The 14306-nt window shown below is 72.4% G+C and carries 15 protein-coding genes and 2 tRNA genes; 2 read left to right on the forward strand and 15 right to left on the reverse strand.

What is annotated here, in order from left to right:
• Positions 1-83: 83 nt before the first annotated feature.
• The 3 genes from ABFY07_RS11220 to ABFY07_RS11230 form a co-directional block, all read right to left on the reverse strand.
• Positions 84-156, reverse strand: a tRNA-Ala gene (locus ABFY07_RS11220).
• 144 nt (positions 157-300) lie between these two features.
• Complete coding sequence (locus ABFY07_RS11225) at positions 301-534, reverse strand: hypothetical protein (RefSeq protein WP_065959277.1); 234 nt, start codon at positions 532-534, stop codon at positions 301-303.
• Between the two features lie 200 nt (positions 535-734).
• Positions 735-2264 carry an MFS transporter gene (locus tag ABFY07_RS11230; protein WP_346174352.1) on the reverse strand — a complete coding sequence of 510 codons (1530 nt, stop codon included), beginning with the start codon at positions 2262-2264 and terminating at the stop codon, positions 735-737.
• Between the two features lie 148 nt (positions 2265-2412).
• Here ABFY07_RS11230 and ABFY07_RS11235 point away from each other — a divergent pair, with 148 nt between their 5' ends.
• The gene (locus ABFY07_RS11235) at positions 2413-3351 is read left to right on the forward strand and encodes a helix-turn-helix transcriptional regulator (RefSeq protein ID WP_346174353.1); all 939 of its coding nucleotides are present in this window, start codon (positions 2413-2415) and stop codon (positions 3349-3351) included.
• Between the two features lie 31 nt (positions 3352-3382).
• Here the strand turns inward: ABFY07_RS11235 and ABFY07_RS11240 are convergent.
• From ABFY07_RS11240 to ABFY07_RS11270, 7 genes are all read right to left on the reverse strand, one after another.
• Positions 3383-3455, reverse strand: a tRNA-Ala gene (locus tag ABFY07_RS11240).
• Positions 3456-3550: 95 nt separating this feature from the next.
• Complete coding sequence (locus tag ABFY07_RS11245; protein WP_346174531.1) at positions 3551-4204, reverse strand: histidine phosphatase family protein; 654 nt, start codon at positions 4202-4204, stop codon at positions 3551-3553.
• The gene (gene rsfS, locus ABFY07_RS11250; RefSeq protein ID WP_065959283.1) at positions 4201-4641 is read right to left on the reverse strand and encodes a ribosome silencing factor; all 441 of its coding nucleotides are present in this window, start codon (positions 4639-4641) and stop codon (positions 4201-4203) included. The genes ABFY07_RS11245 and rsfS overlap by 4 nt, the downstream gene beginning before the upstream one ends.
• Before the next feature lie 82 nt (positions 4642-4723).
• On the reverse strand, positions 4724-6541 hold the full coding sequence (locus ABFY07_RS11255; RefSeq protein ID WP_346174354.1) for an LCP family protein: 1818 nt from the start codon (positions 6539-6541) through the stop codon (positions 4724-4726).
• A 10-nt stretch (positions 6542-6551) separates the two neighbouring features.
• Positions 6552-7163, reverse strand: a complete 612-nt coding sequence (gene nadD / locus ABFY07_RS11260; protein ID WP_065959288.1) for a nicotinate-nucleotide adenylyltransferase — start codon at positions 7161-7163, stop codon at positions 6552-6554.
• Between the two features lie 59 nt (positions 7164-7222).
• A complete protein-coding gene (locus ABFY07_RS11265; RefSeq protein ID WP_170066535.1) occupies positions 7223-7387 on the reverse strand; it encodes a hypothetical protein in 165 nt (54 codons plus the stop codon).
• Positions 7388-7474: 87 nt separating this feature from the next.
• Positions 7475-7627: a hypothetical protein gene (locus ABFY07_RS11270; RefSeq protein ID WP_346174540.1), complete on the reverse strand. Its 153-nt coding sequence runs from the start codon at positions 7625-7627 to the stop codon at positions 7475-7477.
• A gap of 133 nt (positions 7628-7760) precedes the next feature.
• On the opposite strand from ABFY07_RS11270, the gene ABFY07_RS11275 reads away from it, so the two are divergent.
• Positions 7761-8930: a M48 family metallopeptidase gene (locus ABFY07_RS11275; protein ID WP_346174355.1), complete on the forward strand. Its 1170-nt coding sequence runs from the start codon at positions 7761-7763 to the stop codon at positions 8928-8930.
• A gap of 24 nt (positions 8931-8954) precedes the next feature.
• Here ABFY07_RS11275 and ABFY07_RS11280 read toward each other — a convergent pair whose 3' ends face one another.
• From ABFY07_RS11280 to proB, 5 genes are all read right to left on the reverse strand, one after another.
• Entirely contained in the window at positions 8955-10034 is a 1080-nt protein-coding gene (locus tag ABFY07_RS11280) for an SCO2583 family membrane protein (RefSeq protein ID WP_346174356.1), read from the reverse strand.
• Positions 10035-10093: 59 nt separating this feature from the next.
• Positions 10094-10747, reverse strand: coding sequence for an SCO2584 family spore wall biosynthesis protein (locus ABFY07_RS11285; RefSeq protein ID WP_346174357.1), 654 nt, complete (start codon positions 10745-10747; stop codon positions 10094-10096).
• A 200-nt stretch (positions 10748-10947) separates the two neighbouring features.
• On the reverse strand, positions 10948-12246 hold the full coding sequence (locus tag ABFY07_RS11290) for a glutamate-5-semialdehyde dehydrogenase (RefSeq protein WP_346174358.1): 1299 nt from the start codon (positions 12244-12246) through the stop codon (positions 10948-10950).
• Between the two features lie 177 nt (positions 12247-12423).
• The gene (locus tag ABFY07_RS11295; protein ID WP_065959295.1) at positions 12424-12882 is read right to left on the reverse strand and encodes a hypothetical protein; all 459 of its coding nucleotides are present in this window, start codon (positions 12880-12882) and stop codon (positions 12424-12426) included.
• A gap of 212 nt (positions 12883-13094) precedes the next feature.
• Positions 13095-14252, reverse strand: a complete 1158-nt coding sequence (gene proB / locus ABFY07_RS11300) for a glutamate 5-kinase (RefSeq protein WP_428836903.1) — start codon at positions 14250-14252, stop codon at positions 13095-13097.
• Positions 14253-14306 lie beyond the last annotated feature (54 nt).

Genomic DNA, 14306 nt, shown 5'->3' on the forward strand with positions numbered 1-14306 from the left:
GATGCCGGACCATGAGGGGGCGGCCTCCGGACAGACGACGAGGGGCGGGCCGTCCTCATCGGACGACCCGCCCACTCACACTGTGGAGCTAAGGAGAATTGAACTCCTGACCTCTTGCATGCCATGCAAGCGCTCTACCAACTGAGCTATAGCCCCAGGTCTTGCTCCGCCCGGTTCCCCCCGGCGGCATCGCCTACATTACACGGACCGCCCGGCCTTCTGCCAAATCGGTTTCCCCCGCCCCCGCGCGCGGCCCCGTTGGGCCGTCGCGAAGGACCCTTACGCCGTCGCGGAGAACCCTTACGCCGTCGCGAACGAGTAGAAACGCTTCAGGGTGCAGTGCTCGTCGAGGAGCCGTCCGTAGATCGGCTCCCCCTCGAGCTCCCGGTAGGTCTCGATCGGGTCGCCCTTGATGATCAGCGCCCGCGCGCACTCCACACACCAGTACTGGTAGTCGGGGTTGAGCGGCTCCATGTCGCGCACGATCGGCGTACCGCTGCCACACCAGTCGCACTTCCGGCTGTGCGCTCCCAATCTCACTCAGCTCCAGCTGTGGCCGCAGGCCGTACACACATAGGAAACACCGCCGTTGTCACCGAGGACTTGGGCCACCTCGCCGGAGCCGCAGGACGGACATCGCAGGATGCTGGTCCGCGTTCCCACCGGCCCCTCCCCTTCGGACTCGTCGCCCCATCCCCTCCGGCCGCCGATTCTGCCACGGGAGGGCGCCCAGGTCAGCGGAGATACCTCACACGCCTCACCAGACCCGCGATCGCTCCGCACAGCGCCGTGCCCGTCAGCGCCAGGCAGGTCACCCACAGGGCGTCCGCCGAGGCCCCCACGCCCGTCGCGCGGCCCAGAAAGACGGCGCCGAAGACCGCCACGCCGGTCAGCAGGCCGAGTTGAAGCGATGTCACCAGCACCCCGCTGGCGTCCGCCGCGTCCTGCGGCTTGACGGTCGCCAACGTCCGGGTCAGCACGGGGCTGTAGGCCAGCGAGAGCCCCGCCCCGACTCCCAGCAGGCATACGAACAGCCAGGCGCCGCCGTCGGATCCGTCCCGCAGCACGAGCCCGACCCCGGCGAACGAGACCGCCGCCAGCAGGAATCCGGCCGTGCTGGTGACGGGGTGCCAGCGGGTCGGCAGACGCCGCCAGTTGAGGCCGACCAGGCCGAACGCCGCGCAGGTCGGTGCGAAGGTCAAGCCGGCCCGCAGGGCGCTGTAGCCGAGCGCGCCCTGCATGTGCAGCGTCAGCACGAACAGGAAGCCCCCGTTGGCCGCCATCGACAGGAGGATCCGCACGACCGCCAGCGGCATGCCAGGCGCCCCCACCACCCGCGGCGAGATCAGCGGTGCCCCGCCGCGCCGGGCCAGCCGGGACTCGTACGCCGCGAAGGCCGCCGCCAGCACCGCGGCCAGGCCCAGCATGATCCAGCCCCACAGCGGCCAGCCCCGCTCCTGCCCCAGCACCATCGGCACGGTGAACAGCAGCACCGCCCCCGCGAGCAGCAGCAGTCCGGCCAGGTCCAGGGACCCGTACCGCCCCGCCGCCCCGCCACCCGCGGCGCCCGGACGCTCCTCCTCGGCGCCGCGCAGCCCGCGCGGCCCCAGGACCAGCAGCACCAGCCCGATCGGCACATTCACCAGGAAGACCGGCCGCCAGCCGGTCCCGAACAGATCCGCCTGCACCAGCACCCCGCCCAGGATCTGCCCGAGGGCGGCGCCGGAGGCCAGCACCGCGGAGTAGGCGCCGAGGGCCCGGGCTCGCGACGCACCCGTGAAGGCGCGCTGGATGAGGCTGAGCACCTGCGGCATCATCACCGCCGCGCCCGCGCCCTGGACGAACCGGAAGGCGATCAGCGCTCCGGTCCCGGGGGCCAGCCCGCAGGCGAGCGAGGCGGCGGTGAAGGCCGCGAGGCCGGCGAGGAACGCCTGCCGGTGACCGATCAGGGCGCCGAGACGGGCGCCGATGATCAGCAGCACGGCGTAGGAGATCGTGTAGCCCGCGACGACCAGCTGCATCCCGGCGCCCGAGGCGTGCAGATCGGTGCGGAGGGTCGGCACGGCGACATTGACGATGAAGACGTCGATGACCGCCATGAGCTGCCCGGTCAGGACGATCGCGAGCAGCTGGCCGGGGCCGGCCGCGCGGCGGGCCCGGTTGTCGGTGGCATCGCTTCTACTGGATCCACCGGCGTCGTCGACGGCGCCGGACGGCGCGGAGCCGGTCGGGATGGTCGAGCCGGTCGGGGTGGTAGGTGTCATGGAAGCGAGCCTGGGGCCGGGCCGGTACGGGTAACGAGAGCCCGCCGATGCTGGTACTGGCAGCACCTGGCAGCCTTCCCCGGCGGCGGGGAGCATGGTCGGGAGCGTGGCCGAGGGCATGGCCGGAGGGACTGTGGGGGAGACGACGATGACAGCGAAGACCCAGCGCCGGCGGCCCGAGCTGGCCGCCTTCCTGCGCACCCGCCGCGCCCGGGTCACACCCGCCGACGTGGGCATGGCCCCGGGCCTGCGCCGCCGCACCCCGGGGCTGCGCCGGGAGGAGGTCGCCCAGCTCTCCGGGGTCGGCGTGACCTGGTACACCTGGCTGGAGCAGGGCCGCCCGATCAACGCCAGCGCGCAGGTGCTCGACGCGGTGGCCCGCACCCTGCGCCTGGACCAGGCCGAGCGCGAGCACCTGTACCACCTCGCCGAGGTGCCGTACGTCCCCGGCCCGGCGGCCGAGGCGCAGACGGTCAGCCCCGAGGTGCAGGGCATCATCGACGGCCTGGACCCGCTCCCGGCGGTGGTCTACAACGCGCGGTACGACATGCTGGCGCTGAACGCCGCGTACCGGACCCTCTTCCCGTCCCTCGCGGTAGCCCCCCGCTCCGAGCGGAACGCGCTGTGGCAGCTGTTCAGCCACCCCGATTGCTGTTCTATGTTCATCAACCGGGCCAATGAGCTGCCGCTCATGGTGGCGACGCTGCGCGGCGGATACGGCCGCCATGTGGGCGAGCCCGCCTGGGAGGGGTTCCTCCACCGGCTGCTGGGCGCCAGCGAGGAATTCGGCCGGATGTGGCACAGCGGAGACGTCGCCCCGCCCGGCTCGCGGATCAAGGTCGTCCGCCATGCCTCGGTCGGCGAGCTGCGGCTGATCTCGACCTCCCTGGTGATCCAGGGGGCCCCGGAGAGCCGTGTCGTGGTCTACACCCCGAGCGACGAGCAGAGCCACGCCCTCCTGGCCCGGCTGCGCACGATCGACGACCCGCTGATCGGCTGCCCCCGCCACGCCCGTCGGGTCTCCGAGATCCTGGCGGAGCGGGCGGCGGTCATGGACGCGGACACGAAAGATCCCGCTTCCCTGTGAGAGAAGCGGGATCGGTGTGACTCGACTTCTGTGGAGCTAAGGAGAATTGAACTCCTGACCTCCTGCATGCCATGCAGGCGCTCTACCAACTGAGCTATAGCCCCGTGCTCCGTCGCGCCGGAGCGCTTGGAACGAGATGAAGCTTAGCCTGTGACCTGCCGGAAAAGGAAATCCGGCCGCTCGCCGCCCCGACCGCCTCCTAGACGTCGTCGCCGAGCACCGGCTCGGGCAGCGATCCGGCGTTGTGCTCCAGCAGCCGCCAGCCGCGCCCGCCCTCGCCCAGCACCGACCAGCAGCAGTTCGACAGCCCGCCGAGCGCCTCCCAGGACATCGGCTCCAGGCCCAGCAGCCGGCCGATGGTGGTCCGGATCGTGCCGCCATGGCTGACCACGACGAGCGTGCCGCCGTCCGGCAGCTTGTCGGCGGCCTCCGCCACGACCGGCGCGGCGCGGTCGGCCACCTCGGTCTCCAGCTCGCCACCGCCGCGCCGCACCGGCTCGCCGCGCTTCCACGCCGCGTACTGCTCGCCGAAGCGCGCCGTGATCTCCTCGTGGGTGAGCCCCTGCCACTGCCCGGCGTAGCTCTCCCGCAGCCCCGCGTCATAGTTGACCTCGAGGCCCGTGACGGCCGACAGCTCGGCGGCCGTCGCCTTGGCGCGGCTGAGGTCGGAGGCCAGGATCGCGTGCGGCTTCAGCGCGGCCAGCAGCCGGGCCGAGCGGCGCGCCTGGGCGACCCCCGTCTCCGTCAGCTCGATGTCCGTGGTCCCCTGGAAGCGGCGCTCCAGATTCCAGGCCGTCTGGCCGTGCCGCCACAGGACTATGCGGCGGCCCCGGCCGCCCTGGGAGCCGTTCAGCGCAGCTCACCGTCCAGCCCGCCGCCGGCGCCCTGCGCCTGGGCGTGCTCCTCCGCCTTGCCCCGGGTGGCCTCGGCGTCGGCGGGCAGCTCGAGCTGCGGGCAGTCCTTCCACAGCCGCTCCAGGGCGTAGAAGACGCGCTCCTCGCTGTGCTGGACGTGCACCACGATGTCCACGTAGTCCAGCAGCACCCAGCGCGCCTCCCGGTCGCCCTCGCGGCGCACCGGCTTGGCGCCCAGGTCCTTGTTCAGCCGCTCCTCGATCTCGTCGACGATCGACTTGACCTGGCGGTCGCTGGGGGCGGAGGCCAGCAGGAAGGCGTCGGTGATCGACAGCACGTCGCTGACGTCGTACGCGATGATGTCGTGCGCGAGCTTGTCGGCGGCGGCCTGGGCGGCGGCGTTGATGAGCTCGATGGAGCGGTCCGTGGCGGTCACAGGCAGGCTTTCGGTCGGTGGGACGTGATACCCCAAGGGTCTCACGCCCCACCGTCACCCCGTCCGGCCGTTCGCCCGCCGGTCAGCTCTTCGGGTCGTAGTCCTGACCGAGGACCACCGTGATGTCCGCGTTCGAGGCGACCTTGCCCTTCCGCGCGGCGCCGGCGGCCAGCCCGAGGGTCTTGGCCACCTCCTTGGCCTGGGCGGCCTGCTTCGCGTCCGCGTACAGCACCTGGGAGGCCGCCTGCGGCGTGCCGCCCTGCTCGCTGGCGCCGACGACCGTGAAGCCGCCGTTGACCAGCGCGACCTGCGCCTCGCCCGCCGCGCCCCGCACCGAGCCCGCGTTCCGCACGCTGACGCGCGGCGCCGCGTCCTGGTCGGTGTTCTTGACCGCGCCGCCCAGGATGGTCCTGACCACCCGGTCGGTGGACCGCTCGCTGAGCGTCCCGTCCGGCTGGACGGGCAGCATGGTGGTGTCGTACGAGCCGTTCTTGACCCGCTCGGCCAGCCGGGCCAGCGAGGCGCCGAGCTGCTGCTCGCTCAGCGACGGGTCCGGGATCTGGGCGAGCGACTCCACGGTGCTGGTGGCGCCGTCCGGATCGCTGGAGACCTTCTTCAGCGCCGCCTGCATGACCTGCCCGAACCGGGCGAGCTGCTTGGTCTGCGCCTCGCCCTGCCCCCGGTAGGTGGCGTACGCGACGGCGGCCTCGCCGCTCAGCTCGCGCCCCTTGCCGCGCTCGACCAGCGGGCCGTCGCCCTTCGCGGCGCCCGGGACGGTGGCGTCGGCGTCCACGGTGACGCCGCCGACGAGCTGGACCAGGTTCTCCAGATACGGGGTGTCCAGCCGCCAGGTGCCCTGGATGTCGGCGCCCAGCAGGGTGCTCAGGGAGTCCCGGGTGGCGTCGGAGCCCTCGTCCACCACCGACTTGCCGAGCGTGGTGGAGCCGCCGTCCTCGGTGGACAGGGCGAGCGCGTTCGGCAGCAGGACGGTGGTGCCCTTCTTGGTGGTCTCGTTGTCGACCAGCAGGGCGGTGGAGGTGCGCCCGCCCTTGGTCTCACGCAGATTGACCACGATCACGTCGCGCTTCTGCGAGCCCCCGGCGGCGGCCGGGTCCTGCCCGTCGTCGGACAGGCCCGGCAGCTTGCCTGCGTACCAGAGGTAGCCGACCCCGCCGACGGCGGCGAGGACCAGCACCACCACGAGCGCCACCAGGCGGTTGCGCCCCTTCCGCTTGCGCTCGTCGCGCCGCTCGGTGCGGGTCTCGGCGAACTTGAGCCAGTCGATGACGTCCTCGGAGTCCTCGTCGGGCTCCTCGACGAAGGAGAACTGCTCGGTGCGGTAGTCCTCGCCGTCGGGCTGCTTGGCCGTCCGCGCGGACGGCACCGGGGACGGCTCCGCGGACGGCTCCGCGGGGCGTTCGGCGGGGCGTTCGGCGGGGCGGGGCTGCTCGTACGTCTCGTAGGGGCCCGCTTGCGCCGCGCCGGTGCGGTCGTACGGCGAGGTCCCCTGCGAAGAGGTGTCGTACGTGCCGGGGTCGTATGTGCTGCCGGTGTCGTATGTGCCGGTGTCGTACGTCGCGGTGTCGTACCCGGAGCCGCCGTACGCAGAGGTGTCGTACGTCGTGCTCTCGTACATCGTGGTGTCGTACGCGGCCTGGTCGTAGCCCTGCTGCTGCGGGTCGTGCTGCTGCGGGTACTGCTGCCCGCCCGCGTACGGGTCGTAGCCGTAGCCGTCCTGCTGCTGCGGCTGCTGTGGCTGCTGCGACTGCCCCTGCGCGTACGGGTCGTAGGGCTGTGGCTGATACACCGGCCGGCCATAGGCGTCGTAGCCGTAGATCTGCGGGTCCTGGGGATGCGGATCCCGCGCGTACGGGTCGTACGGGTCCTGTCCGTCGTTCACCGGTGCCCCTTCAGCAGTCGTGCCGGTACAGCTCGCGCTTGTCGATGTAGCGCACCACGCCGTCCGGCACCAGATACCAGACCGGCTCGCCGTGGGCGACCCGCGCCCGGCAGTCCGAGGAGGAGATCGCCAGCGCGGGCACCTCGACCAGCGACACCCCGCCCTCCGGCAGCCCCGGATCGGCCAGTATGTGGCCCGGTCTGGTCACCCCGATGAAGTGCGCGAGCGAGAAGAGCTCCTCGGCGTCCCGCCAGGTGAGGATCTGGGCGAGCGCGTCCGCGCCGGTGATGAAGAACAGGTCCGCGTCCCTGTTCAACGCGCGCAGATCGCGCAGCGTGTCGGTGGTGTACGTGGGACCGCCCCGGTCGATGTCGATGCGGCTGACCGAGAACTGCGGGTTCGAGGCCGTCGCGATCACCGTCATCAGATAGCGGTCCTCGGCCGGGGACACCTTCTTGTGGCTCTTCTGCCACGGCTCCCCGGTCGGTACGAACACCACTTCGTCGAGGTGGAACTGCGAGGCCACTTCGCTGGCGGCGACCAGGTGACCGTGGTGGATGGGGTCGAACGTCCCGCCCATCACCCCTAGGCGCCGCTTGACGTGCCCCTTCTGCTCTCCCATGCGAGCAGACCCTACTGGGCCCGGCCCCGCGCCGGGACCCGTGGGGGCTGTGACCTCGGTCAGCGGTCCCGGTTGAAGCGCGTGGTGACCCACAGCAGCAGGAGGAGGATGAGCAGGGCCGCGCCGCCGGTCATGAAGGGGCTGATGCTCGGGTGGTTGCCGCCCTTCTCGCCCTCGGCGGCGAGGGTGGTCAGGGTGTGCGCGGTGCTGTGAAAAGCGGTCATCGCAGGCAGAACCTATCCGGATCGAGGCGGGCAAGTGCGTCCGCCACATCGTATGCGAGCCGGATCTCCGTCCTGCTCGTACCCGTCTCAGTCCTGCTTGTACCCCCGCAGCAGGAACCAGGCGAGCAGCACGGCGCCCACGACCCCCACCACGAGGACGATGCGCAGCAGCGCTCCGGGCCCTCCGCCGTGCTTGGTGGTGGCGGCGAGCACTTCGGTGAGACCAGTCATGTCGGGCATGCCTCCACGCTAACCCTCCCCCTGCCGGGGCCCCCGCCCACCCCGCCACGAGCGGCGGGCGGGGCAAAGGGCCCTAGGCTGGGGCATGGGCCGGGGACGGCACCGGCCATGAGTTGCGGCGAGGGGGCCCTGGATGAGCGACAGCGACACCTCGAGCGGCGGGGGCGGCGGTCCTGAGCGGGTGCCGGGGCGTGAGCGGCGGCGGTTCCCGGGGATCTCCTCGCGCGCGTACGAACACCCGGCGGACCGCTCGGCGCTGGTCGCGCTGCGCAAGCTGACCGGCTTCGACACCGTCTTCAAGGCGCTGAGCGGGCTGCTGCCCGAGCGGAGCCTGCGGCTGCTCTACCTGTCCGACTCGGTGCGGGTGAGCGACCGGCAGTTCGCACACCTCAACGACATGCTGCGGGACGCCTGCTACATCCTGGACCTGGACAAGGTCCCCGCGATGTACGTCACCCAGGACCCCCGGCCGAACGCGATGTGCATCGGCATGGACGAGCCGATCATCGTCATGACGACCGGCCTGGTCGAGCTGCTCGACGAGGAGGAGATGCGGGCGGTCGTCGGCCACGAGGTGGGCCACGCGCTGTCCGGGCACTCGGTCTACCGCACGATCCTGCTGTTCCTGACGAACCTCGCGCTGAAGGTCGCCTGGATCCCGCTCGGCAATGTCGCGGTGATGGCCGTGGTGACGGCGCTGCGCGAGTGGTTCCGCAAGTCGGAGCTGTCGGCGGACCGCGCCGGGCTGCTGGTCGGCCAGGACCTGAGGGCGTCGATGCGGGGGCTGATGAAGCTCGCGGGCGGCCACCACCTGCACGAGATGAACGTGGACGCCTTCCTGGAGCAGGCCGAGGAGTACGAGGCCGGGGGCGATCTGCGGGACTCCGTCCTCAAGATCCTCAACATGCTGCCGCGCAGCCACCCGTTCACCACCGTGCGCGCCGCCGAGCTGAAGAGGTGGGCCGCCGGCCGCGACTACCAGCGGATCATGGACGGTCACTACCCACGGCGCGACGAGGACAGGAACACCTCGGTCAGCGACTCCTTCCGGGAGTCGGCGAACCACTACGCGGAGTCGGTGCGCGCCAGCAAGGACCCGCTGATGGCGTTCGTGCGGGATGTGGCGGGCGGCGCGGGGGACCTGGGCAGCAAGCTGCGCGAGAAGTTCACCGGCGGGGGCGGCGCCGCGCCGTCCGACAGGTCCCGGGAGAAGCCCGGGGGAACGTCCCGCGACGCGTCCCAGGAGAAGTCCCAGGACCCGTCCCAGCCGCCCGAGGGCGGCCCCGAGCCGGACCTTCCGTAAGTCCCGTAACGGGTCGGGAAGCGGCTACGAGGGGGGCAGGTGGGGCAGGGCGGAGGGGGACAGCACGCCGCACAGGGAGGCCTTGGGGCGGCCGATGCCGTACGGGTTGGTGCCGGGCGGCGCGTCGTCCTTGGTGCTCTGCCCGGCCAGCAGCGGCCGCAGATATCCGGCCGCGTTCGCGGCGCAGGCCTGCGGGCCGGCCAGCACGGAGGACTGCACCAGCTCCAGGTGGTGGTCGCGCAGGTCGACACGGTCGAAGCGGAACCGCGTCTCGCGCCGCACGGTGAACAGCGAGGCGTGGTCCGTGCCGCCCTCGTGGGGCCGCCGCACGGCGTAGACGAAGGTGTGGTCGGCGGTGACCTCGAGCGTCGAGGCGTTCCGCTCGGTGGCCGTCAGGGTGCCGTGGACCCGTACGGCAGGCATGGCCAGCGCCACCTCGGCGGGGTTGAAGCGGGTCAGCCAGCCGGTGGCCGCGTACCGCCCGTCGTCGACCGGGTGTTCGAAGCTGCGGTCGAACTGGTCGAGTTGGTCGGGGTCGAGCAGCAGCCGCAGCGGCCGCACTTCGCCGCCGGTGAGCACGTCCGGGTCGAGGGCCGACTTGACGAGGTATTCCTTGGCGGTGGTGAGCGCGGCCATCACCTGGCTCTCGGAGAAGCTGTGGGTGCGCCGCACACCGGGCAGGGTGACGCCCTCGGCGCCGGTGGCGAAGGAACTGGCCGGGCTGTTCTCGAACAGGGCAGCGGGCTCCCCGCCGGGCACCTCGCCGCGCGGCGCCAGCGGCACCACGCTGCTGCGCAGCGGCTCGGCGGTCTGCGGCTCGGGGTTCTGGTAGGGGTGCCGTACGCCCATGTAGACGGCGACGGCGAAGGCGAGGGCGATCAGCAGCACCAGGACGACGGCCTGGCGCGAGGCCCCCGCCCGGGCCCAGGCGTGCCGGCTGCGCACCGCCCTGGCGTGCTCGCCCATGCGCTCCTGGGCGGAGAATTCCTGGAGCCGGGCAGCACGGACGAACGACTCGTCGAAAACGACGGAGCGATACTCGTCGTCGCCACCTCCCGGGACGCCCTCGGGGGTCCCCTCAGGAGGGTTTCCACGCCCGGTCATACCTCAAGAGTAGGTCGCGGGAGGCGCCGGTAAACGCGGTGATACTCCACAACTTCCGTTCACGGCGAGCCCTGCGCAGCTGAGGTCGCGGGCGCGTCAGAGCCGGCGGACACCGGGGGCACGGACGGAACGGCGCCCGGGCGCTCGGTGGGTGTGGCGTCGACACCGCTGGTGGCGGGCGGCGGGGCCGGGTCCTGGCGGTTGCCCGAGGCGCCGCGGTAGACGGCGGTGAAGGCCAGCGCGACCACCCCTATGCCCATCAGGACGGCCAGCAGCCAGGCCACGGGGCGGTGCCAGCGGGCATGACCCCGGTAGGGGCGCCCGGCGCTGCCGTACCGCCCGTATGGTCCGTACGGGCCATAGGGCCCGTCCGCGTCCCGGTCGGGGCCGTATCCGCCGGCCGGGTAGGTGTCGGCATCGGCGTCGTAATGGTCGTATCCGAACTCGGCGTCGCCGTCGGGGCCGTAGCCGTCCTCGTAGAGCTCGTCCTCGGGCGGGACGCCCGCCCTGCGGCGGCGGGACGCCTCGGCCTCGGCGCGGGCCTGGGCGGCGGCCAGCATCCGCTCGATGGCGGTGGGTTCGTGGATCGCGGCGGACCGTACGAAGTCCTCGTCGAAGACCACGGCGGCGAACTCGTCGTTCACTTCCCCGTGGCTGCGGTCGTCGGGCTCGTCACCGTCCGGGAACGGCTTGCCTCCCACGTCGTCCGGCACCCATTCAGAGTAGACCTGCCGGGTCAATTTGGGCAGGGTGAAATGCTATTCGGGGGAATGGCGGACGGGAGCGGACGGCGGAAACACCACCCGACCGGCGTACCCCCCGACCGACTGTCACATCCCCCGAACGGGTGACGCCGGACGGGGGACTCCAAACGGGTGACGTCGGACGGGTAATGCCGGACGGGAGACCCCGCTCAGCGGATGTGGCCGTCCCCGGTGAGGATGTACTTGGTGGAGGTCAGCTCGGGCAGGCCCATCGGGCCGCGCGCGTGCAGCTTCTGCGTGGAGATGCCGATCTCGGCGCCGAAGCCGAACTGGCCGCCGTCCGTGAACCGGGTGGAGGCGTTGACCGCGACCGTCGTCGAGTCCACCAGCTGGGTGAAGCGGCGGGCGGCCGCCTGGGAGGTGGTGACGATCGCCTCGGTGTGGCCGGAGGACCACAGCCGGATGTGGGCCACCGCGGCGTCCAGGGAGTCCACGACCGCGGCCGCGATGTCGTACGAGAGGTACTCGGTCTCCCAGTCGTCCACGTCCGCCGGGACCACCGTGGCCTTGGAGCCCTCCGACAGGGCCAGCACCCGCTCGTCGGCGTGCACCGTGACCCCGGCCTCGGCCAGCGCGTCCAGCGCGCGCGGCAGGAACGCGGGCGCGATGTCCTGGTGCACCAGCAGCGTCTCCGCGGCGTTGCACACGCTGGGCCGCTGCGCCTTGGAGTTCACCAGGATCTCGACGGCCATGTCGAGGTCCGCCTGCGCGTCGACGTACACATGGCAGTTGCCGGTGCCGGTCTCGATCACCGGGACCGTCGACTCCTGGACGACGGTACGGATCAGCGAGGCGCCTCCGCGCGGGATCAGCACGTCGACCAGGCCGCGGGCGCGCATCAGCTCGGCCACCGACTCCCGGCTCTCGCCCGGCACCAACTGCACCGCGTCGGCGGGCAGGCCGGCCCCGCCGACGGCGTCGCGCAGGACCTTCACCAGCGCGGTGTTGGACTGGTACGCGGAGGACGAGCCGCGCAGCAGGACGGCGTTGCCCGACTTCAGGCACAGCGCGGCGGCGTCCACCGTCACGTTCGGCCGGGCCTCGTAGATGATGCCGACGACGCCGAGCGGCACCCGCACCTGGCGCAGGTCGATCCCGTTGGGCAGGGTCGAGCCGCGCACCACCTCGCCGACCGGGTCGGGCAGCGCGACCACGTCCCGCACGTCCGAGGCGATGGCCCGCACCCGCTCGGGGGTGAGGGTGAGGCGGTCGACGATCGCCTCGCTGGTGCCGGCCTCGCGGGCCCGCTCCACGTCGAGCGCGTTGGCCTCGACGATCTCCTTGGTCCGCACCTCGAGCGCGTCGGCCATCGCGAGCAGCGCGTCGTCCTTGACGGCGCGCGGCAGCGGGGCGAGGTCGGCGGCCGCGGCCCGGGCCCGGTAGGCGGCCTGGAGGACCGGCGACTTCGGCCAGGGGTCGGTGAGGGGCGAGGTGGGTGCGCTGCTCATGGACCGAAGCCTACTGAGCGCCCGGCCGTATGCCCCGCGCCGTTTCGCTTTTCGAGACGGAATTCTCACCTATCAGTACAGGCGCGATCAGTACAGGCGCGATCAGTACAGGCGCGGTCAGTACAGGCGCGGTCAGTACAGGCGCGATCAGCACAGGCGCGGTCAGTGCGGCTGCGGTCAGTACGGGTGCACTCCCACCGGGGAGGCGGGCGGCGGGCCGTACCCCTCCGCGACCCGCTGGTGGTACGTGTCGCGGTCGATGACCTCGAGCCCGACGATCTCCCAGGGCGGCAGCTTGGCCGTGGCCCGGTGCTCGCCCCACAGCCGCAGCGCGACCGCCGCCGCGTCGTGCAGGTCCCGGGCCTCTTCCCAGTAGCGGATCTCGGCGTGGTCGTTGGCATAGCGGCTGGTCAGCAGGAACGGATGGTCCTGGGCCAGCCGCTCGAGCGCCTGCCGGACGTCCCTGAGCGGCGCCTCGGCGCCCGACAGACTGAGGGTGACATGCCACAGTCGGCCGGCCTCGGCGGGCGCGCCCACCGCGTCCGGCGCCCCCACGGGCCCGGCGCCGGCGGTCCCGACACTGGTCAGGGTGCGCGCCGCCGCGTGGGGCGGCGCCCCCGAGCGCCCTCGTCTCACCGGCGGCCTCCTGTTGCTCGCTGCTCCGCTCACGCACCGGGCGGAGCCGTGGTTCTCCTGCGGTTACCCGCGGTTCGCTGTACGGGCCCGCTGCCGGTGCGACCCCGTGCAACAAAGTTGACCAGCCCGCGGGAGGCCGCGGGGCGGTTTTCCGGAAGCTCTCCGTTGAATGAACGGACTTGTCGGATTTTCTCTCCCCTGAGTGACGTCCGTCACGGGTGCAACACGACCAGGTCGTCGCGGTGCACGACCTCGCGCTCGTAGGCGGGGCCCAGCTCCCGGGCCAGCTCACGGGTCGACCGCCCGATGAGCCGCGGGATCTCCTTGGCGTCGAAGTTGACCAGCCCACGGGCCACGGCCCGCCCCTCGGTGTCGCGCAGCTCGACCGGGTCCCCGGCGGTGAACTCGCCCTCCACGGCGGAGATGCCGGCCGGCAGCAGCGAGGTGCGGCGCTCCACCACGGCCCGCACCGCCCCGTCGTCCAGGGTGAGCGCCCCGCGCGGGGCGGACGCGTGGGCCAGCCACAGCAGCCGGTCGGCGGAGCGGCGGCCGGTGCGGTGGAAGTAGGTGCCGGTGGGGCGGCCCAGCAGGGCGTCACCGGCCCGGCTGGCGGAGGTGAGCACCACCGGGACGCCGGCCGCGGCCGCGATGCGGGCGGCCTCGACCTTGGTGACCATGCCGCCGGTGCCCACCCCGGAGCGGCCCGCGCTGCCGATCGAGACGCCGTCCAGGTCCCTGGGGCCGGTGACCTCGGCGATCCGGGAGGTGCCGGGGGTCCTGGGGTCCCCGTCGTAGAGGCCGTCCACGTCGGAGAGCAGCACCAGCAGGTCGGCCCGCACCAGGTGGGCGACCAGGGCGGCGAGCCGGTCGTTGTCGCCGAAGCGGATCTCGTCCGTGGCCACCGTGTCGTTCTCGTTGACGATCGGCACCGCGCCCATGGCCAGCAGCTGGTCCAGCGTGCGGGTGGCGTTGCGGTAGTGGGCGCGGCGGCTGGTGTCGTCGGTGGTGAGCAGCACCTGGCCGACCCGGCGCCCGTAGCGGGCGAAGGAGGCGGTGTAGCGGGCCACCAGCAGGCCCTGGCCGACGCTGGCGGCGGCCTGCTGGCGGGCCAGGTCGCGGGGGCGCTTCTCCAGGCCCAGCGGTGCCAGGCCCGCGGCGATGGCGCCGGAGGAGACCAGGACTATCTCCTTGCCCTCCGCGTCGCCGGCGCCCTCCAGGAACTTGGCCAGGACGTCGACCAGCGCGTCGACCCGGTCGGCGTCCAGGCCCCCCGCCGCGGTGGTGAGGGAGGACGAGCCGACCTTGACCACGATCCTGCGGGCCGCGACCACCTCGTCCCGTACCGCCGCCGCCCCGTACCGCTCGCTCACGCCGCTCCCCTGCTCGTCATCAGCTCGTCCACGCCCCGATGAGCGCTTGCCCTA

This window comes from Streptomyces sparsogenes subsp. cuspidosporus, assembly GCF_039532705.1.
Taxonomy (GTDB): Bacteria; Actinomycetota; Actinomycetes; order Streptomycetales; family Streptomycetaceae; genus Streptomyces; species Streptomyces sparsogenes.

Coding starts and splice junctions, on each gene's coding strand:
- ABFY07_RS11230 (WP_346174352.1), bottom strand. CDS start 2,264: ATGACACCTACCACCCCGACCGGCTCGACCATCCCGACCGGCTCCGCG.
- ABFY07_RS11235 (WP_346174353.1), top strand. CDS start 2,413: ATGACAGCGAAGACCCAGCGCCGGCGGCCCGAGCTGGCCGCCTTCCTG.
- nadD (WP_065959288.1), bottom strand. CDS start 7,163: ATGGGAGAGCAGAAGGGGCACGTCAAGCGGCGCCTAGGGGTGATGGGC.
- ABFY07_RS11265 (WP_170066535.1), bottom strand. CDS start 7,387: ATGACCGCTTTTCACAGCACCGCGCACACCCTGACCACCCTCGCCGCC.
- ABFY07_RS11270 (WP_346174540.1), bottom strand. CDS start 7,627: ATGCCCGACATGACTGGTCTCACCGAAGTGCTCGCCGCCACCACCAAG.
- ABFY07_RS11275 (WP_346174355.1), top strand. CDS start 7,761: ATGAGCGACAGCGACACCTCGAGCGGCGGGGGCGGCGGTCCTGAGCGG.
- ABFY07_RS11280 (WP_346174356.1), bottom strand. CDS start 10,034: ATGACCGGGCGTGGAAACCCTCCTGAGGGGACCCCCGAGGGCGTCCCG.
- ABFY07_RS11290 (WP_346174358.1), bottom strand. CDS start 12,246: ATGAGCAGCGCACCCACCTCGCCCCTCACCGACCCCTGGCCGAAGTCG.